Annotated in this window: 18 protein-coding genes; all 18 read right to left on the bottom strand. The window is 37.6% G+C overall.

Annotation, left to right across the window (positions count from 1 at the left end):
• Window positions 1-119: 119 nt before the first annotated feature.
• The 18 genes from AC1Q8L_RS13465 to sucC all read right to left on the bottom strand — a co-directional run bounded on the left by AC1Q8L_RS13465 (window position 120) and on the right by sucC (window position 19,869).
• The gene (locus AC1Q8L_RS13465; protein WP_000814317.1) at window positions 120-1,820 is read right to left on the bottom strand and encodes a proline--tRNA ligase; all 1,701 of its coding nucleotides are present in this window, start codon (window positions 1,818-1,820) and stop codon (window positions 120-122) included.
• 109 nt (window positions 1,821-1,929) lie between these two features.
• Complete coding sequence (rseP, locus tag AC1Q8L_RS13460) at window positions 1,930-3,186, bottom strand: RIP metalloprotease RseP (RefSeq protein ID WP_001090233.1); 1,257 nt, start codon at window positions 3,184-3,186, stop codon at window positions 1,930-1,932.
• Between the two features lie 17 nt (window positions 3,187-3,203).
• The gene (dxr, locus tag AC1Q8L_RS13455; protein WP_000790380.1) at window positions 3,204-4,346 is read right to left on the bottom strand and encodes a 1-deoxy-D-xylulose-5-phosphate reductoisomerase; all 1,143 of its coding nucleotides are present in this window, start codon (window positions 4,344-4,346) and stop codon (window positions 3,204-3,206) included.
• A gap of 23 nt (window positions 4,347-4,369) precedes the next feature.
• Entirely contained in the window at window positions 4,370-5,161 is a 792-nt protein-coding gene (gene cdsA, locus AC1Q8L_RS13450) for a phosphatidate cytidylyltransferase (protein ID WP_000813592.1), read from the bottom strand.
• A gap of 17 nt (window positions 5,162-5,178) precedes the next feature.
• Window positions 5,179-5,955: an undecaprenyl pyrophosphate synthase gene (uppS, locus tag AC1Q8L_RS13445; protein ID WP_000971297.1), complete on the bottom strand. Its 777-nt coding sequence runs from the start codon at window positions 5,953-5,955 to the stop codon at window positions 5,179-5,181.
• 85 nt (window positions 5,956-6,040) lie between these two features.
• Entirely contained in the window at window positions 6,041-6,598 is a 558-nt protein-coding gene (gene frr / locus AC1Q8L_RS13440; RefSeq protein ID WP_000531505.1) for a ribosome recycling factor, read from the bottom strand.
• A gap of 2 nt (window positions 6,599-6,600) precedes the next feature.
• A complete protein-coding gene (pyrH, locus tag AC1Q8L_RS13435) occupies window positions 6,601-7,323 on the bottom strand; it encodes a UMP kinase (protein WP_000042669.1) in 723 nt (240 codons plus the stop codon).
• 66 nt (window positions 7,324-7,389) lie between these two features.
• On the bottom strand, window positions 7,390-8,277 hold the full coding sequence (gene tsf / locus AC1Q8L_RS13430; protein WP_001018577.1) for a translation elongation factor Ts: 888 nt from the start codon (window positions 8,275-8,277) through the stop codon (window positions 7,390-7,392).
• 103 nt (window positions 8,278-8,380) lie between these two features.
• Window positions 8,381-9,082: a 30S ribosomal protein S2 gene (gene rpsB, locus AC1Q8L_RS13425; RefSeq protein ID WP_000111485.1), complete on the bottom strand. Its 702-nt coding sequence runs from the start codon at window positions 9,080-9,082 to the stop codon at window positions 8,381-8,383.
• A gap of 349 nt (window positions 9,083-9,431) precedes the next feature.
• Window positions 9,432-10,211 (bottom strand): GTP-sensing pleiotropic transcriptional regulator CodY, encoded by a 780-nt coding sequence (codY, locus tag AC1Q8L_RS13420; protein WP_000421290.1) that lies wholly within the window; start codon window positions 10,209-10,211, stop codon window positions 9,432-9,434.
• Window positions 10,212-10,288: 77 nt separating this feature from the next.
• Window positions 10,289-11,680, bottom strand: a complete 1,392-nt coding sequence (hslU, locus tag AC1Q8L_RS13415; RefSeq protein WP_000550085.1) for an ATP-dependent protease ATPase subunit HslU — start codon at window positions 11,678-11,680, stop codon at window positions 10,289-10,291.
• 22 nt (window positions 11,681-11,702) lie between these two features.
• Window positions 11,703-12,245 (bottom strand): ATP-dependent protease proteolytic subunit HslV, encoded by a 543-nt coding sequence (gene hslV, locus AC1Q8L_RS13410; RefSeq protein WP_000526274.1) that lies wholly within the window; start codon window positions 12,243-12,245, stop codon window positions 11,703-11,705.
• A gap of 42 nt (window positions 12,246-12,287) precedes the next feature.
• Window positions 12,288-13,187, bottom strand: coding sequence for a tyrosine recombinase XerC (gene xerC / locus AC1Q8L_RS13405; protein ID WP_001101247.1), 900 nt, complete (start codon window positions 13,185-13,187; stop codon window positions 12,288-12,290).
• Window positions 13,188-13,252: 65 nt separating this feature from the next.
• The gene (gene trmFO / locus AC1Q8L_RS13400; protein WP_000213006.1) at window positions 13,253-14,557 is read right to left on the bottom strand and encodes an FADH(2)-oxidizing methylenetetrahydrofolate--tRNA-(uracil(54)-C(5))-methyltransferase TrmFO; all 1,305 of its coding nucleotides are present in this window, start codon (window positions 14,555-14,557) and stop codon (window positions 13,253-13,255) included.
• 48 nt (window positions 14,558-14,605) lie between these two features.
• Window positions 14,606-16,684: a type I DNA topoisomerase gene (gene topA, locus AC1Q8L_RS13395; protein ID WP_492339443.1), complete on the bottom strand. Its 2,079-nt coding sequence runs from the start codon at window positions 16,682-16,684 to the stop codon at window positions 14,606-14,608.
• A 144-nt stretch (window positions 16,685-16,828) separates the two neighbouring features.
• A complete protein-coding gene (gene dprA, locus AC1Q8L_RS13390) occupies window positions 16,829-17,698 on the bottom strand; it encodes a DNA-processing protein DprA (RefSeq protein WP_000818046.1) in 870 nt (289 codons plus the stop codon).
• Between the two features lie 88 nt (window positions 17,699-17,786).
• Window positions 17,787-18,689, bottom strand: a complete 903-nt coding sequence (sucD, locus tag AC1Q8L_RS13385; RefSeq protein ID WP_000115178.1) for a succinate--CoA ligase subunit alpha — start codon at window positions 18,687-18,689, stop codon at window positions 17,787-17,789.
• Between the two features lie 19 nt (window positions 18,690-18,708).
• Window positions 18,709-19,869 carry an ADP-forming succinate--CoA ligase subunit beta gene (gene sucC, locus AC1Q8L_RS13380; RefSeq protein ID WP_001020790.1) on the bottom strand — a complete coding sequence of 387 codons (1,161 nt, stop codon included), beginning with the start codon at window positions 19,867-19,869 and terminating at the stop codon, window positions 18,709-18,711.
• Between the last annotated feature and the right edge of the window lie 163 nt (window positions 19,870-20,032).

Genomic DNA, 20,032 nt, shown 5'->3' with positions numbered 1-20,032 from the left:
CTCTCCTTCCATTTGCTATTATAAATTGAAACGTACTACAAAGAAAGATTTCTTCCTTCTTCTTTTACAAAATACGTTTACAAAGAAAGAGAAGGTACCCCATTACGAGGTACCTCTTCTTATTTTAAAATATTTGCAATATATGTTTGAAGTTCTTCTACTTTTACTTCTTCAGACTCACCTGTAGCACGTACTTTCACTTCTACAATACCTTCGTCTGCTTTTTTACCAACTGTAACGCGAACTGGAAGACCGAATAAATCTGCATCTGCAAACTTAACACCTGCACGTTCTGCACGATCGTCTAATAACACTTCATAGCCTTGTTCTTGTAATGAGTTGTAGATATTTTCACCCATTTCACGTTGTGCATCAGATTTCATATTTACTGGAATTACATGCACATGGAATGGTGCTACAGCTTTTGGCCAAACTAAGCCGTTCTCATCGTTAAACTGCTCTGCAATTGCTGCCACTGTACGAGATACACCGATACCGTAACAACCCATAATAAGTGGTTGTGTTTTTCCGTTTTCATCTAGGAATGTCGCGTTCATTGCTTCACTATAACGAGTTCCTAATTTGAATACATGACCAACTTCAATTCCGCGTGCGAAAAGAATTGTTCCGTTTCCATCTGGAGATTGGTCTCCTTCTTGAATGAAGCGTAAATCTGTATATTGACTTACTTTAAAGTCACGTTCTGGATTTACATTTACATAATGGAATCCTTCTTCGTTCGCTCCTGAACATCCGTTAACAATTGATGCTACAGCGTGATCAGCAATAATTTCAATATCACCTGTTACACCAATCGGCCCTAATGAACCAATTCCACAATTTAATAATTCTTTTACTTCTTCATGAGAAGCAAGCTCAACAACCGAAGCGCCGTATACATTTTTCACTTTCACATCGTTTACTTCGTGATCACCACGAACAAGTACAACTACTAATTTCTCATCTACTTTAAATACCATAGACTTAATGCACTTGTCAGCTGCAATGTTTAAGAATGCAGATACTTCTTCAATTGCTTTTTGGTCTGGTGTTGCTACTTTTTCAAGAGCTTTTTCTGCTTCGTCACTCTTCGTATACGTATCTACAACAGGAGCCATTTCGATGTTTGCTGCATAATCAGATGTGTCAGAGTATGCAATTGTATCTTCACCAACATCAGATAATACCATAAATTCATGTGTATCTTTTCCGCCCATTGCTCCAGAATCAGCAATAACTGCACGGAAATTCAAGCCACAACGAGCAAAAATGTTAGAGTATGCTTTATATAAGCGATCGTATACTTCATCTAAGCTCTCTTGTGTAGCATGGAAAGAGTATGCATCTTTCATTAGAAACTCTCTTCCACGTAATAAACCGAAACGAGGTCTTTGCTCATCACGGAATTTTGTTTGAATTTGGTATAATGTTAACGGTAATTTTTTATATGATTTCACTTCATCACGCACAAGATCCGTAATTACTTCCTCATGTGTCGCTCCTAATGCGAATTCACGAGCGTTACGATCTTTCATACGCATTAATTCAGATCCGTATGAATACCAACGACCTGATTCTTGCCATAATTCTGCAGCTTGCATAGCTGGCATTAATAATTCTACAGCTCCTGCACGCTCCATTTCTTCTCGAACGATACGTTCTACTTTGTGTAATACTTTTAATCCAAATGGTAGAAAACTATAAATACCAGAAGCATTTTGACGCATAAAACCTGCGCGAAGTAATAATTGATGACTCTTAATTTCAGCATCAGCTGGAACTTCACGTAATGTAGGACTGAATACCATACTTTGTTTCATTTATTTGCACCTCTTCATTTTACTCTTACACGCAGTAAAACCCCTCACCTCGAATTAGGTGAGGGATTTTATTCTACGAGCTCTATTTCATTATTAGTTTCATTCTATTTTACAAGAAAAACTTACGAATGTCATTCCATGTTACAACTAACATTAATAACATTAATAATGCAAAACCAATAAAATGAACCATTCCTTCTTTTTGACGGTCAATTGGTTTCCCTCGTAACGCTTCAATTAAGAAGAAGAATAAACGGCCACCATCTAAAGCAGGAACTGGTAATAAATTAAATAAACCAAGATTAATGCTTAGAACTGCCGCTAAACTTAGTACACGCGTAAATCCATAATCTACAACTTGATCTGTTAGATTATAAATTCCTACTGGACCTGACAACTCATTAATAGAAAATTGACCAGTTACTAATTTCACAAGAGATTCAAAAATTAGTTTCGTCCATTGGTACGTTTGTTCAAATCCTGATTTAATAGAACCCATTACTGTTTTCTCTACAGGAGAATAAACACCAATTCTACCAACTTCGTCTTTTCCTTCTTTATCAAGTGTTGGCGTTACTTTCACATTAAACTGTTCATTATCACGCTTTACTTGTAACGTAATTTCTTTATTCGGGTTTTCACGTACAATAGTAACAACATCTTTCCATGTACTTGTGTTTTTCCCATCAATCGCTTGAATTGTATCATTCTCTTTCAGGCCAGCTTGCTGTGCTGCACTATTATCCATCACTTTTCCGACCATTGGTTTGTCAATAGGAACCCCTTGTACAAATCCAAGAATCACAAAAATAACAAATGCTAAAATGAAGTTCATTGCAGGACCCGCAAAGATTGTTAAAGCGCGTTGACCCAATTTTTTAGAGCCAAATTGCCTGTTATATGGAGCAATTTGAATTTCTTCTCCAGCAGTAATGATGCGAGCCTTTTCATTCACTCGGAATGTTTGAAGCTCTTCCTCATACTCTTCATAGCCTGAAATCGTTAGATTATGCTCTAAATCAGCTTGTTCGACTTCAATAACACGAACATTTGGATATTTTTCATATCCATCAAAAACTAATTTCACAGCTTCGTCTTTTTCATTTAGCACAAGGCCAACCTTTTTCCCTGGCTTTAACTCAACTGTGTCTGCATCCTCGCCAGCCATTCTTACATAGCCACCCAGAGGCAGTAATCGAATCGTATACACCGTTTCATTCTTTTCAAATGAGAATATTTTCGGACCAAAACCAATCGCAAACTCGCGGCATAAAATGCCTGCTCTTTTCGCGAAGTATAGATGCCCTAGCTCATGGAAAAATACGAGTGCACCGAAAATTAATATAAAGGCAATCGCTGTATTCAATTCCATAACCACCTTTGCTAAATTTGTTCCATCACAAACCGTCTTGTGGCTGCATCAATTTCCAGAATTTCCTCTAAGCTCGGACGTGCAATGACATTGTGATGGTTCATTGCTTTTTCAATGAGGTCTTCCACTGTTAAGAAACCAATTCTCTTTTGTAAAAAAGCTTCAACAGCTACTTCATTCGCTGCGTTCATTACAGCTGGCATACTTCCACCAGCTTTTCCAGCTTCATACGCAAAACGTAAACAACGGAATCGTTCTTGGTCCATTTTCTCAAAATGCAACGTCCCTATTTCCCATAAGTTTAACTGTTTTGTTTCTGAAAGAGGCAATCTATCAGGATATGTAAGTGCGTATTGAATTGGTACTCGCATATCAGGTGAACCAAGCTGCGCCATTACACTACGATCTTCAAATTCAACCATAGAATGGATAATACTTTCTTTATGTAAAACAACATCGATTTGCTCATAAGGGATACCAAAAAGCCAATGTGCTTCAATTACTTCTAGTCCCTTATTCATCATTGTAGCAGAATCAATTGTAATTTTCGAACCCATTGACCAGTTTGGATGTCGAAGCGCATCTTCTACGGTCACATGATGCAATTCATCTCTCGTTTTATCACGGAAACTTCCACCAGAAGCCGTTATAATAAGACGAGAAATTCTTTTTTCATTTTCACCATTCAAGCATTGAAAAATAGCCGAATGTTCACTATCTACTGGAAGTAACGAAACATTATGTTTTCGCGCTGCTTCCATTACAAGATGTCCTGCAGTTACTAACGTTTCTTTATTTGCAATTCCAATTGTTTTTTTCGCCTCAATCGCACGAAGTGTCGGTAACAACCCTACGCTACCTACAACAGCATTTACTACAATCTCCGCATCTGGATGTAATGCTACTTCTAAAAGTCCTTCACTACCATATACAATTTTTGTATTACCAGAAACAGTTTGTAATTTTAAAACATCTTCCTCTCTTTGCACAGAGACGATTTGCGGAGAAAATTCTTGAATTACCTTTACTGCGTAGTCAATATTTTTCCCTACAGAAAAAGCAACGAGACGGAATTGGTCTGGGTGCGAGCGTAATACATCTAAAGTTTGTGTACCAATTGATCCGCTTGCACCTAATAAACTAATGTTTTTCATGACTCCAACCCCTCGTTCATTTATTAATTGTATTGTAATAAGAAGTAGAGAATTGGTAAAACGAATAACCAACTATCTGTTCGATCTAATATACCACCATGCCCAGGTAAAATTGTACCTGAATCCTTTACGCCATAATGACGTTTAAAAGCAGATTGTACTAAATCACCAATTTGTCCAAAAATAGAAATGATAATTGTCAGCACAATTAAAATTACTACATTCGATTCGACTGGGAAGAACACGTTGTAAACAAGTGCAACAATAATTCCACAAACGATGCCGCCTAATGAACCTTCAATCGTTTTATTTGGACTAATTTCTGGCCACAATTTTCTCTTGCCTAATGCTTTTCCTACGAAATATGCGCCTGAATCAGTAGCCCATATAACAAATAATGCACAAAACACATATTTAATTCCTAATATTCTCGTTTCATTTAAATATAAGAATCCCATTGCCACATATGTCGTTGCCATTAGTAAAAATGAAGCATTATCAAAAGTAAATGTATTCTTAGAAAGGACTGTATATGATAAAAGTAATAAAACAATCACAAATGTGATTTCCAATTTACCTAATCCAATCCATGTAAACAGTTCTGATGCACTACTTGGAATTAAAAGAATCCACAATAATACTGCAGCTAAAACTGTCGGTACTGAAATAAGCGTAAGCTTATTCATACGAATTAATTCATATAAACCTATAGAAGCAAGTGCATACACTAAAACCGTAAAAGGCACGCCACCGTATATTACGATGGGAATGAATAGCGCGGCAGCAACCACTCCAGTAATAATTCTCTGTTTCACTACCAAACCCTCTCTTTCTACACGCCTCCGAATCTGCGCCCTCTATGTTGAAAGTCAGTAATCGCATTTAGCAAATGTTCTTCTTTGAAGTCTGGCCAATACACATCTGTAAACCAAAACTCCGAATATGCAATTTGCCATAACATGAAATTACTAATACGTAGCTCTCCGCTTGTTCGGATTAACAACTCTGGATCGGGTAAAGAACTCGTCATTAAGTAGGAGGAAAGCATTTCTTCACTTACCTCTTCAGAACGAATTTTTCCTTCCTCATTATCTTTCATCATATATTGCACAGCAGAAACGATTTCATCTCGACTTCCATAGTTTAACGCGAAATTAAGAATTAATCCCGTATTCTCTTTCGTATCTTCCATGGCTTTCTCCATCGCTCTGCGTGTATGCGTAGGAAGACGATCTTTTTGCCCTATTACTCGGACTTGTACGTTTTCTTCAATCAATTCTGGTAAAAATGTACCTAGAAATTCTTCTGGAAGCTTCATTAAATAATCAACTTCCTTTTTCGGTCTTTTCCAGTTCTCAGTTGAAAAAGCATAAAGAGTTAACACTTTCACATTAAGTTTACTTGCAAATTTTGTAATTTTCTTTACAACTTGCATACCTTCATGATGTCCCGCAATACGAGGCATTGCTCTCCTCTTTGCCCATCTTCCATTCCCATCCATAATGATGGCAATATGTTCTGGGATATATCCTTTTTTCACTTCTTCAACGAGATGATCAAACGATGTGTCCTTTTTACCTTTAAAAAAAGGAAAGTTTTTAAACATCATTCATACCCTCCAACAAGCAGACGTATGCCTAAAAGTGTAAAAAGACCCCCTTAAGAAGAGGGTCATATTTGCGAAGTTATCGCTATTACACTTCCATGATTTCTTTTTCTTTGTTTTTTGCGATTTCGTCAACTTTTGCAATATATTTATCTGTTTCTTTTTGGATATCTTCAGTATATCCTCTTAAATCATCTTCTGTAATCTCGCCAGCTTTTTCAAGCTTCTTAAGATCATCATTTCCGTCACGACGTACGTTACGAACAGCTACTTTTGCTTCTTCAGCATATTTTTTCACAACTTTAACAAGATCACGACGACGCTCTTCTGTTAATGCAGGGAATGCAATACGAATTACAGTTCCATCATTAGAAGGGTTTAAGCCTAAATCTGCTTTTAAAATTGCTTTTTCGATATCACCGATAGAAGTTTTATCATAAGGTTGAATTACAAGTAAACGTGCTTCTGGAACTGTAATGTTCGCTAATTGCACAACTGGTGTTGGTGCACCATAGTAATCAACTTGTACCTTATCTAATACAGACGAGCTTGCACGACCAGCGCGAACTGTTGCTAATTCACGAGAATAAGCAGCAACTGCTTTTTCCATTTTTTCATTTGAAGACTTCAATACTTGTTGTCCCATATTTATTTCCCCCTTACAACTGTTCCAATATTTTCGCCTAAAACGGCACGTTTAATATTACCTTTTTCCATAACTGAGAATACAATTAATGGAATATCATTATCCATACATAGAGAAGAAGCTGTAGAATCCATTACACCTAAACCTTCTTTTAATACATCTAAGTAAGTAAGCGTTTCGTATTTCGTAGCTGTTGGGTCAATAGATGGATCTGCGCTATATACACCATCCACATTATTTTTTGCCATTAAAATAACGTCTGCTTCGATTTCCGCTGCACGTAATGCTGCTGTTGTATCTGTAGAGAAGTATGGATTACCTGTACCTGCTGCAAAGATAACAACACGTTTTTTCTCTAAGTGACGAACTGCTTTACGGCGAATGTAAGGCTCTGCCACTTGACGCATCTCAATTGAAGTTTGTACACGAGTTTGGATTCCAATATTCTCCAAGCTATCTTGAAGAGCTAATGAATTCATAACTGTAGCTAACATGCCCATGTAATCTGCTCCTGCACGATCCATGCCCATTTCACTTCCAATTTTCCCACGCCAAATGTTACCGCCACCAACAACAACAGCAACCTCTACATCAAGTTCTGCAATTTCTTTTACTTGTTCTGCAACTGACTTAATAACAGTTGGATTAATTCCAAATCCTTGCTCTCCAGCTAAAGCTTCTCCACTTAGCTTTAAAACGACACGATTATATTTCGGTTTACTCATAATGAACCTCCAATTGCTTACATCTTTATTTTAAAAAAGGGAACACAATGTGTTCCCTAATCTGTATTAGTTACTACCTTTTACTTGGTTCATTACTTCTTCAGCAAAGTTGTCTTCGCGTTTTTCGATACCTTCACCAACAGCGTAGCGAACGAATCCTTTTAATGTTCCGCCTTTAGACTCAACGAACTGACGAACTTTCATATCAGGGTTTTTAACGAATGCTTGGTCAAGTAAGCAAATCTCTTCGAAGAATTTGCCTAGACGGCCTTCAACCATTTTTGCAACAATTTTTTCAGGCTTGCCTTCGTTTAATGCTTGTTGTGTTAATACTTGACGCTCATGCTCAACTTCTTCAGCTGTTACAGCATCGCGGTCGATGTATTTAGGGTTAACTGCAGCGATGTGCATTGCAACATCTTTAGCAGCAGCTTCATCAGTAGAACCTTCAAGAACTGTTAATACACCAATGCGTCCACCCATGTGTAGGTAAGCGCCGAATGCATCTGCATCAGTTTTTGATACGATTTCGAAACGACGAAGTGTAAGTTTTTCACCAATTTTAGCGATTGCTTCGTTGATGTGCTCTTCAACGTTTTTACCGTTTTCCATTGTTTGAGCCATAGCTTCTTCAACGTTAGCTGGTTTGTTAGTTAATAAGTGAGCAGCTAATTCTTTAATTAGTGCTTGGAAACCTTCGTTTTTCGCAACGAAATCAGTTTCAGAGTTTAATTCTAAGATTAAAGCGTCGTTACCGTTTGTTTCGATGAAAGTTAAACCTTCAGCAGCAATGCGGTCTGCTTTTTTAGCAGCTTTCGCAATACCTTTTTCGCGTAAGAAGTCAATTGCCTTCTCCATGTCGCCGTTAGTTTCTGTTAAAGCTTTTTTGCAGTCCATCATACCTGCGCCAGTTTTTTCACGTAATTCTTTTACCATTTGAGCAGTGATTGCCATATTTTTCATCCTCCTAAAATATGTATTTATACCTTTTATAAAGGTGTTTATACCTTAAAAAAGGTGATAAAAGGCCGAACCCCTTATCACCTTTCCAACTTTGTTACGCAGTAACAGTTTCTTCACCTTGTTTTGCTTCAAGGATCGCGTCTGCCATTTTAGATGTAAGAAGTTTTACAGCACGAATTGCATCATCGTTTGCTGGGATAACGTGATCGATTTCGTCTGGATCACAGTTTGTATCAACGATACCGATGATTGGAATGTGTAATTTGCGTGCTTCAGCAACTGCAATACGCTCTTTACGAGGGTCTACTACGAATAATGCACTTGGAAGACCTTTCATATCTTTAATACCGCCTAAGAATTTCTCAAGACGCTCTAACTCTTTTTTAAGTTGAACAACTTCTTTCTTAGGAAGTACTTCGAAAGTACCATCTTCTTGCATTCTTTCGATGTCTTTAAGACGCTTGATACGCTTTTGGATTGTTTGGAAGTTTGTTAAAGTTCCGCCTAACCAACGTTGGTTAACGAAGTACATACCAGCACGAGTTGCTTCTTCTTTAATAGCTTCTTGTGCTTGTTTTTTAGTACCTACGAATAAGATGTCTCCACCTTCAGCAGCGATGTCGCGCATCGTTCTGTAAGCTTCCTCAACTTTTTTCACAGTTTTTTGTAAGTCGATGATGTAGATACCGTTACGCTCTGTGAAAATGTAACGCTTCATTTTTGGGTTCCAACGACGAGTTTGATGTCCGAAATGAACACCAGCTTCAAGCAATTGCTTCATAGAAATTACTGACATAATATAGTTCCTCCTAAATGGTTTTTGATATCCTCCGTTTACTTCATCTCTAAGCGAAACTACAAACGTAGCACCAACACTTAAATCAGTAAACGTGTGTACTTTGTACTGACACCACTGCTTACTATATCATACTGAAATATTACAATCAAGTCGAAAATGCGAACAATGTAAAACTTTCTTTGTTCATACTCGAATTCTAGTATTACCAACCTTCATTTCTTTTAAGCAAAAAAGTAAAACACAATTAATAGTTTTTCCAGAAAACACGCTTATGGCACTTTTCACAAGCGCCATCAATCCATTGCACAAAAAAAACTCTCCTCGATCGAGGAGAGTTTTTTATAAATTAGTTTGTTTTTAATTTAGCAAGTTCCTGTAGAAACTTGTCGTTTAGCACTTTAATGTATGTTCCTTTCATACCTAAAGAGCGAGACTCAATTACACCAGCACTTTCTAATTTACGTAGTGCATTTACGATTACAGAACGAGTAATTCCTACACGATCAGCAATTTTACTTGCAACAAGTAAACCTTCTGTTCCATTTAATTCTTCGAAGATATGCTCAATTGCTTCTAACTCACTGTAAGATAATGAGCTGATCGCCATTTGAACAACAGCTTTACTACGTGCTTCCTCTTCGATTTCTTCTGCTTTTTCACGTAAGATTTCCATGCCTACAACAGTTGAGCTGTACTCAGCAAGGATTAAATCGTCATCTAAGAACTCTTGACCAAGACGAGCTAATACTAATGTACCTAGACGCTCACCACCACCAACGATTGGTACGATTGTAGTTAAACCTTGACCAAATAATTCTCTGTTTTCTACCGGGAATGCTGTGTAAGCACTGTTCACATCTAAGTTTGAAGATGTTTCTGTAATGTTGAATAAGCTTTGTGTATATTCTTCTGGGAATTGACGTTCTGCAAGCATTTGCTTCATGCGTTCGTTTTCGATTTGTTGGTGAATTGCATAACCTAGTAATTTACCACGACGACTAACTACGAATACGTTTGCTTCGATTACTTCACACATTGTGTCAGACATTTCTCTAAAGTTTACAGGCTTCCCTGCTGCGCTCTGTAATAACGCATTTAATTTTCTTGTTTTTGCTAATAATTCCATTTCAAAAGTTCCTCCTACATGTTACTCACATATTTTTTCATCACTTGGAAACTAGGGCGAGTCACCTGATGACACTATTACAAAATAAACTGGCTCACATCTTTATTTTTAGCAATTGTTGCTAATTTCTCCTCAACGTATTGAGGGGTTATCGTTATTTTCTCTAACGTAATTTCAGATGCTTCAAACGATAAATCTTCAAGGAGCTTCTCCATAATCGTATGAAGTCTTCTTGCTCCAATATTATCTGTATCCTGATTAACTTGATAAGCAATCTCAGCAATCTTACGAATAGCTTCGTCTGAAAATTCAATTTCTATACCTTCGGTCGCTAATAATGCCATATATTGTTTAATTAACGCATTGTCAGGCTCGATTAATATTTTAACAAAATCGTCTGTCGATAATTTTGTTAATTCTACTCGAATCGGAAATCTCCCTTGCAATTCCGGAATTAAATCCGACGGTTTAGACATATGGAACGCTCCAGCTGCAACGAATAAAATATAATCCGTTTTTACTGATCCGTATTTTGTCGCAACATTCGACCCTTCTACAATAGGCAAAATGTCACGTTGCACACCTTCACGTGATACATCTACGCTATTCGACTGCTTACCAGCAATTTTGTCAATTTCATCAATAAAAATAATCCCGAGCTGTTCAGCACGATAAACAGCCTCTTGTGTAACTTCATCCATATCAATTAAGCGCTGTGCCTCTTCATTTGTCAAGAGTTTTCTTGCTTCTTTTACAGAAAGTTTACGTTTTTTTGTTTTTTTCGGCATAAAACTCCCTAACGCATCTTGGAAATTCATTCCCATTTGCTCCATGCCAGTTCCTTGTAACATATCAAACATTGACGACTGTTGCTCAGTCACTTCAATCGATACAATCTCTTCTTCAAGAAGCCCTGCAGCAAGCTTTCTCTCCACATCTTGACGTTTCTTTTCGATTTCACCATCTTCTTGTGTATCAGACGTTTGACTCGAATTTTGAGCGCCCCCAAAAAGCATCTCTAATGGATTTTTAAATCCAGATTGCTTCTCCGGACTCGGTACTAAAATTTCAACAAGACGTTGATTCGCTTGCTCTTCTGCTTTATCTTGAACTTTCACTACCATTTCTTCTTTTACGATACGAACCGATGTTTCCACAAGGTCACGTACCATCGACTCTACATCTCTACCCACATATCCAACTTCTGTGAATTTTGTAGCCTCAACCTTAATAAAAGGTGCTCCAACGAGTTTCGCCATTCGTCGTGCTACCTCTGTTTTCCCAACACCTGTCGGTCCAATCATCAAAATGTTTTTAGGTGCTATTTCATCACGTAAATTTTCAGCTAATTTACTGCGACGGTATCGATTTCTCAACGCTACAGCAACCGCTTTCTTTGCGTCTTTTTGACCGATGATATATTGATCTAATTTTTCCACAATTTGGCGCGGAGTAAAATGTAAATGCATATAAAATGCCTCCCTTACGATTCTACAATTCTTCAACAATTATGTTGTGATTCGTATAAACACAAATATCACCAGCAATCTCTAAACTCGCTTTCGCAATTTGTTTCGCTGTTAAGTGTTCACTTGCATATTGCTTTAAAGCACGACCTGCAGAAAGCGCATAATTTCCACCAGATCCAATTGCTAAAATACCATCATCCGGTTCAATCACTTCTCCTGTACCTGAAACAAGAAGCATAGTTGTTTTATCCATGACAATGAGCATTGCTTCTAGTTGACGTAACATTTTATCGCCACGCCATTGTTTTGCCATTTCAACAGCAGCACGCTGCAAGTTGCCATTATACTCTTCTAATTTTCCTTCAAACATTTCAAAAAGAGTAAATGCATCAGCAACTGAACCTGCAAAACCAGCTAAAACTTTACCTTGGAAAAGTCTGCGAACTTTACGAGCTGTATGTTTCATTACAACAGCATTTCCCATTGTCACCTGACCATCTCCAGCCATTGCACATTCTCCATTATGATGAACTGCAAATATCGTTGTAGCGTGGAAATTCCCCATAGAAAAAACTCCTTTATTTGTTTTTATAGCTTTTAAAGCAATTTATGCCCGCGGGTGATGCTTCATGTAAACAGAACGCAATCTTTCTTTAGAGACATGCGTATAAATTTGTGTAGTCGACAAATTCTCATGACCTAATAGCTCCTGTACAGTACGTAAATCCGCCCCTTCATCTAACATGTGTGTAGCAAATGTATGCCTTAACATATGGGGACTTATCCGCATTGTCAGTGACGCCTTTTTAATGAGTTCATTTAAAACATAACGTACTCCACGACTTGTTAGCGGTGTACCTTTCGCATTTAAAAATACCATACGAGAGTCTTCGTCAGTCTTATTAACTAACTGTTTTCTCCCATTCTCTATATAAGTAATTAAAGAATCTTGCGCATAGCTTCCGAACGGAATATACCTTTGTTTTTTTCCTTTTCCCATTACTAAAATTGTTCCCACCGCAAAGTCAATATCGGTAAGTTGTAAATTGACACATTCACTCACACGGATTCCAGTCGCATACATCATCTCTAATAAAGCTTGATTCCTTTGGCCTAATGGTGTTCCTGTGTCAGAAACTTCAAATAATTTCTCTAACTCTTCAGCATATAAAAACTTTGGGATTGACAATTCTTTTTTGGGGAGTGACGCAAGTGCAAACGGATTATCTTTTCGATAACCTTCACGCATCAAAAAACGATATAAACTTCGTAAGCTTGATACTTTTCTTGCGACAGATTTACGGGCTAACTTTTCATCGTGCAACGTCGTTAAGTACAAACGAACATCCGCGTATGTAACGTCTAAAAAAGAGGATATGCCTTCTCGCTCCATAAATTGCACAAAATGTTCTAAATCATTTTGATAACTTGCAATTGTATATTTTGAATAATTTCTTTCAATTTGTAAATATCCAACGAATAATTGTAACAATTTCTTCACATTCACACAACTCACCTCAATAAAGGCTACTAAATCGTATCACAACTTAGTAGCCTTTGCAAGAAATTTAACTAAATATTTACAAAATTTTGAATTGTTTCTAAAGCGCGTGTTGCGTATGCTTCATTTCGTTCCGCTTTCTTTTTGATCTTTTTCTCTAACGGTGCAAATAGACCAAAGTTCGCATTCATCGGTTGGAAGTTTTTAGCATTCGTTGCCGTAATGTAATTTGCCATGCTACCCATTGCAGTTACTGACGGTAATACAACTGGCTCTTCACCTTGCACAAGACGTGCAGCATTAATTCCCGCTAATAATCCTGATGCTGCTGATTCAACATATCCCTCTACTCCAGTCATTTGACCAGCGAAGAATAAATCATCACGTTGTTTATATTGATATGTTGGACGAAGCAAATTAGGTGAATTAATAAACGTATTACGATGCATTACACCATAACGTACAATCTCTGCATTTTCCAGTCCCGGAATTAACTGTAGCACTTCTTTTTGTGGTCCCCATTTTAAATGCGTTTGGAAACCTACGATATTGTATAAAGTTCCCGCTGCATCATCTTGACGCAACTGAACAACAGCATATGGCGTTTTTCCTGTTTTTGGATCTTCCAATCCAACAGGTTTCATAGGTCCAAATACTAGCGTCTGTCTCCCTCTACTTGCCATAACTTCTACTGGCATACAACCTTCAAAGAAAATTTCTTTTTCAAACTCTTTTAAAGGCACTGTCTCAGCAGCAATTAAAGCCTCATAAAAACGGTCAAACTCTTCTTCTGTCATTGGGCAATTTAAATATGCAGCTTCACCTTTGTCATAACGCGATTTTAAATATACTTTATTCATGTCAATGCTGTCTTTTTCTACGATTGGTGCTGCCGCATCGTAGAAATAGAAATAATCTTCACCTGTTAGTTCTTTTAATTGTGCAGCAAGATCAGGAGATGTAAGTGGACCTGTTGCAATAATTGTTGGTCCTTCTGGAATTTCAGTAAGCTCTTCGTTCACTACAGTTACATTCGGATGGTTTTTTACGTATTCTGTTACTTTAGCTGCGAACTCATGACGGTCTACAGCTAAAGCACCTCCAGCTGGTACAGAGCACTCGTCTGCCGCACGAATAATTACAGAATCCATTAAACGCATTTCCTCTTTAATAACTCCAACTGCATTTGTTAAAGTGTTTGCACGAAGTGAGTTACTACATACTAATTCAGCAAATTTATCTGTGTGATGAGCTGGTGTTTGCCTTACCGGCCTCATTTCATATAATCTAACTTGGACACCACGTTTTGCAATTTGGTAAGCTGCTTCACTTCCTGCAAGACCTGCGCCAATGACGTTTACTACTTGTGTTGTCATTTATATCACCTTTCCTTTTCTTCCCGAAAAAAATGTGAGCAGTTACGCTCACATTTGTTGTTCTTCTTCATAATCGCACGAAATACATTGTACTTGCACGCCTTTTTTTAACTTTTTCTCTACAAGCATGCCTTCACACTTCGGACATTTACGACCAATTGGCTTATCCCAAGATACAAAGTCACACTCTGGATACGTACCGCATCCATAGAAAAGACGTTTCTTTTTGTTACTGCGACGCTCAATAATTTGTCCTTCTTCACATTTCGGACAAGTTACACCGATTTCTTTCACAATCGCTTTTGTATTACGACAATCAGGGAAATTCGAACAAGCCATAAACTTCCCGTATTTACCCATTTTAAAGACCATTGAATGTCCGCATAATTCACAGTCTTCCCCAGCTGGCTCATCTTTAATTTCCACTTCACGCATTTCTTTTTCCGCTTTTTCTAAGCGCGGTTCAAATCCTACGTAGAAATCATCAACAATTTTCACCCAATTGGCATTTCCTTCTTCTACTTCATCAAGGCTTTGCTCCATATTGGCAGTAAATTCAATGTTAATAATTTCTGGGAAAAACTCTAAAATAAGTTCAATTACTATTTCACCAAGTTCAGTCGGAACGAAGCGTTTATTATCCAAACCTACATATCCACGTTTTTGAATCGTTTCAAGTGTAGGTACATAAGTCGACGGTCTTCCAATTCCAAGTTCTTCAAGTGTTCTTACTAGACGGGCCTCTGTATAGCGCGGAGGAGGTTGTGTAAAATGTTGCTTCGGTTCTAAATCCTTTGAAAATACAGTTTCCCCTACTTCTAAAGGCGGCAACATCTTATCCTTTTCTTCCGCACCATCATCTTTCGACTCTACATACACTTTCATAAATCCTGGGAACTTTACAACCGATCCACTTGCACGGAACTGAACATTGTTATTAATGAGTCTCGCTGTCACAGTATCCATTATAGCAGACGCCATTTGACTTGCAACAAATCGCTCCCAAATCAATTTATATAATCGAAGTTGATCACGACTTAAGAAACTTTTCAGTTCCTCTGGCTTTCTCATTACCGAAGTAGGACGAATTGCCTCATGTGCATCTTGTGCATTTGACTTTTTCGATTCTTTCTTCTTTTCTGTTCCTATGTATTCCGTACCATACGCTTCAGTGATGTAAGTACGTGCCTCTGTTTGAGCTGTTTCTGAGATACGTGTTGAATCAGTTCTCATATACGTAATAAGACCTACAGTTCCTTGTTTTCCAAGATCTATCCCTTCATACAATTGCTGTGCAAGCATCATCGTTTTCTTTGCTCGCATATTTAACTTACGTGCTGCTTCTTGTTGCAAGGAAGATGTTGTAAACGGTAATGCAGGATTACGTTTTCGCTCTTTGCGCGTTACATTTTCAACTGAAAACGCATTGTCTTTCATCTGTTCAATTATTTCATTCACTTGCGTTTCATTCGTTAATTGAACTTTTTCACCATCTACACCGTAAAAACTTGCTTCAAATGTGTCTTTTCCTTTTACAAATTCTGTTTTAATTGTCCAGAATTCTTCAGGTTCAAAGCTTTGAATTTCCTTTTCACGTTCGATGATTAAACGAACTGCTACAGATTGTACACGCCCTGCACTTAATCCTTTTTTTACTTTCTTCCATAATAAAGGACTAATATTGTAACCAACAAGACGATCAAGTATGCGTCTTGCTTGTTGTGCATCTACTAAATCCATATTAATTGCGCGAGGATGTTTAAATGATTCTTTGATTGCATCTTTCGTAATCTCATTAAACACAACCCGACAATCTGATTCAACGTCCACATTTAACGTATTCGCTAAATGCCAAGCAATCGCTTCCCCTTCGCGGTCTGGATCGGCCGCGAGATAAACTTTCTTTGCTTTTTTCGCCGCTGATTTTAAATCCTTTAAGACGGGACCTTTACCACGAATGGTAATATACTTCGGGGTGAAGTTGTTCTTTACTTCTATCCCCATTTGACTTTTTGGCAAATCGCGAACATGTCCCATAGACGCGACAACTTTGTATTTTTTCCCTAAATATTTCTCAATGGTCTTCGCCTTAGAAGGCGACTCCACGATTACGAGGTAATCTGACATGCTAGTGCCTCCTTAAGAGGTGGATTCAAGTCTTCATTAATCTTATTGATTTCTCTTGTTTTTGTCAATCAAGAATGAATATACCATACAGTGCCAATCTACCATTTGTCAATAATTGTTTAATAAAAATTTAAAAATATAAGGTTAATTTAAAATCTCCTCCAAGATATCTTCTGCATTTCTTACTAATTTTGCTCCTTGTTGAATAAGATGATTCGTTCCCGATGCCCCCTCTATAAATATAGGTCCAGGAAGCGCAAACACCTCTCTATTTTGCTCTAACGCAAGGTCTGCAGTAATAAGTGTTCCACTTCTCGATTTGGCTTCTACAACTAAAACACCTTTACTTATACCACTAACAATCCGGTTCCTTTTTGGAAAATACCATTTTTTCGGTGCATAGTGCGGAGGATACTCTGTCAATAACAATATATATTCCTTCCACATTTCATATAAATGTCTATTTTCTTTCGGATACATAAACGACAATCCGTGCCCTAATATCGCAATAGTCGGGCAATGATGCCTTACTGTAATCTCATGAGACATTGTATCTATCCCTTTTGCAAACCCACTGACAATAAGCCACTCTCTTTCTAATAAAGGGTGTAAAATAAACTTCAAACTCTCATGACCATATAATGATGGTTCTCTCGTTCCAACAACTGCTAATTTATTTACTTTATTGAGAAAATCTTTCTCTCCTTTTCCATATAAAACGAAGGGAGGATCTTGTATTTCACGTAATAATTGCGGATAATTTTCATCCCATATCGTTATATAAAAAATACGATTTTTCTCTAAATAAGATATATATTGCGGAAGATTTGAACTTTGAAGAAATTTCACTAGTTCTGAAGATTTTTTCGAGGATATTCCAGTGTAGTATTCCATTTGTTTTTCGTTAAAAGTATATATGTTCTTTAATTCTGGATCGACATATAGTAGCCTCTCCATCGCTTTCCAATAATCTGCTAGCAAGTAATGAAGATGTAATAATCGCTCTCTTTTCATCTCAATTCTCCTTACCCATAATTTTTATTATGTAAACAGAAAAAGTGTAAAAAGACACCCTCAAGTAAGAGGGTGTCTTTTCAACAGATTAATAGTTTTTGCAAGTCTCAAATAAACCTTTTTCTTTTAAAACAGAGATTAGCGTTTCTCCCATAACTGCTGGAGTTTCAGCTACTTTAATGCCACAAGCTTCCATTGTTTTAATCTTTTCAGCAGCAGTTCCTTTACCGCCAGAAATGATTGCACCAGCATGGCCCATACGTTTGCCAGCAGGCGCTGTTTGACCACCAATGAAGCCTACAACAGGTTTTGTCATATTAGCTTTTACCCATTCAGCTGCCTCTTCTTCTGCTGTACCGCCGATTTCACCAATCATAATTACAGCATGTGTTTCTTCATCTTCATTAAATGCTTTTAACGCATCAATAAAGTCTGTACCGTTAACAGGGTCCCCGCCGATACCTACAGCAGTAGATTGTCCAATACCTTCTTGTGTTAACTGATGTACAGCTTCATACGTTAAAGTACCAGAGCGCGATACGATACCTACATGACCTTTTTTATGAATGTATCCTGGCATAATACCGATTTTACATTCATCAGGCGTGATAACACCTGGGCAGTTTGGTCCAAGTAAACGTGTATGTTTACCAGCCATATATCTCTTTACGTTTACCATATCTAATACAGGAATTCCTTCAGTAATACATACTACTAAATCAATTTCTGCATCAACTGCTTCCATAATTGCATCAGCCGCAAAAGCGGGTGGAACGTATACAACTGAAGCGTTTGCGCCTGTTGCTTTCACTGCATCTTCTACAGTATCAAATACTGGTACACCTTCAATATCAGTGCCACCTTTACCTGGCGTTACACCACCGACAATTTTCGTACCGTATTCAATCATTTGTTTTGTATGGAATAAACCTTGAGAACCTGTAATACCTTGAACAATAACTTTTGTATCTTTATTAACTAATACGCTCATTTTTCTCCCCCGCTTTCTATTAGCCCACTAGTGAAACAATTTTTTGTGCACCGTCTGCCATAGATTCTGCTGCAACAATATTTAAGCCAGACTCATTTAAAATTTTCTTACCTAGTTCTACGTTTGTACCTTCAAGACGTACAACTAAAGGTAACTCAAGACCTACCTGTTTCGTTGCTTCAATAACACCTTCTGCAATAACATCACACTTCATAATGCCACCAAAAATGTTAACGAAGATACCTTTTACATTTTTGTCAGAAAGGATAATTTTGAATGCTTCTGTAACTTTTTCAGCAGTTGCACCGCCACCAACATCTAAGAAGTTAGCTGGGTCACCGTGGTAATGTTTAATGATATCCATTGTAGCCATCGCTAAACCTGCACCATTAACCATACAACCGATATTTCCATCTAAAGGAATGTAGTTTAAGTCGTATTTTGAAGCTTCAATTTCTTTTGCATCTTCTTCGTCAAGATCACGAAGCTCTAAAATGTCTTTATGGCGATATAACGCATTGGAATCAAAGTTTAATTTTGCATCTAGTGCCATAACTTTACCTTCACCTGTTGTAACAAGTGGGTTAATCTCAGCGATAGAGCAATCTTTTTCAATAAACGCACGGTATAAGCCCATCATAAACTTCACAGCTTGTCCTACAAGCTCTTTTGGAATATTGATGTTAAATGCAATTCGGCGCGCTTGGAAACCTTGTAAGCCTACTGCCGGATCAATATATTCTTTAAAGATTTTTTCAGGTGTTTTTTCTGCTACTTCTTCAATTTCTGTTCCGCCTTCTTCAGAAGCCATTAAAACAACTTGAGAAGTTGCACGATCTAAAACTAGACCTACATAATATTCTTTTTTAATATCGCAACCTTCTTCGATAAGTAAGCGTTTTACTTCCTTACCTTCAGGACCTGTTTGATGTGTCACAAGTGTAGTTCCTAAAATGCTTTCTGCATATGTACGAACTTCATCTAAATTTTTTGCAACTTTTACTCCGCCAGCTTTGCCGCGTCCACCAGCGTGAATTTGTGCTTTCACTACACATACATCTGTTCCTAATTCTTTCGCTGCTTCTACAGCTTCTTCTACTGTAAATGCAACCTTCCCGTTCGGAACGCTAACCCCATAGCTTCTAAGGACTGCCTTACCTTGATACTCATGGATATTCATGGTCCCATCCTCCCCTGTTTTCCTGTTTTACTCGAAAAGTTTTTTAATGTTTAAAAAACATTACATTGCCATTGTATAAGATGATTGGCACGCTGTCTACAATAAAGTGTCAGAAAACTGAAATCGCTTTATTCTTTTTCGGAAATAGTAATGTTTATATGCC

The organism is Bacillus sp. GW823-FHT06A11 (assembly GCF_058795355.1).
Note: the sequence above shows the minus strand (reverse complement) of the source record. Positions and strands in the feature narration are given on the sequence as shown.

Coding starts and splice junctions, on each gene's coding strand:
- dxr (WP_000790380.1), bottom strand. CDS start 4,346: ATGAAAAACATTAGTTTATTAGGTGCAAGCGGATCAATTGGTACACAA.
- uppS (WP_000971297.1), bottom strand. CDS start 5,955: ATGATGTTTAAAAACTTTCCTTTTTTTAAAGGTAAAAAGGACACATCG.
- rpsB (WP_000111485.1), bottom strand. CDS start 9,082: ATGTCAGTAATTTCTATGAAGCAATTGCTTGAAGCTGGTGTTCATTTC.
- codY (WP_000421290.1), bottom strand. CDS start 10,211: ATGGAATTATTAGCAAAAACAAGAAAATTAAATGCGTTATTACAGAGC.
- trmFO (WP_000213006.1), bottom strand. CDS start 14,557: ATGACAACACAAGTAGTAAACGTCATTGGCGCAGGTCTTGCAGGAAGT.
- pyrH (WP_000042669.1), bottom strand. CDS start 7,323: ATGAGTAAACCGAAATATAATCGTGTCGTTTTAAAGCTAAGTGGAGAA.
- sucC (WP_001020790.1), bottom strand. CDS start 19,869: ATGAATATCCATGAGTATCAAGGTAAGGCAGTCCTTAGAAGCTATGGG.
- hslV (WP_000526274.1), bottom strand. CDS start 12,245: ATGGGGAATTTCCACGCTACAACGATATTTGCAGTTCATCATAATGGA.
- AC1Q8L_RS13465 (WP_000814317.1), bottom strand. CDS start 1,820: ATGAAACAAAGTATGGTATTCAGTCCTACATTACGTGAAGTTCCAGCT.
- frr (WP_000531505.1), bottom strand. CDS start 6,598: ATGGGACAACAAGTATTGAAGTCTTCAAATGAAAAAATGGAAAAAGCA.
- tsf (WP_001018577.1), bottom strand. CDS start 8,277: ATGGCAATCACTGCTCAAATGGTAAAAGAATTACGTGAAAAAACTGGC.
- topA (WP_492339443.1), bottom strand. CDS start 16,684: ATGTCAGATTACCTCGTAATCGTGGAGTCGCCTTCTAAGGCGAAGACC.
- hslU (WP_000550085.1), bottom strand. CDS start 11,680: ATGCATTTACATTTTACTCCGCGCCAAATTGTGGAAAAATTAGATCAA.
- dprA (WP_000818046.1), bottom strand. CDS start 17,698: ATGAAAAGAGAGCGATTATTACATCTTCATTACTTGCTAGCAGATTAT.
- sucD (WP_000115178.1), bottom strand. CDS start 18,689: ATGAGCGTATTAGTTAATAAAGATACAAAAGTTATTGTTCAAGGTATT.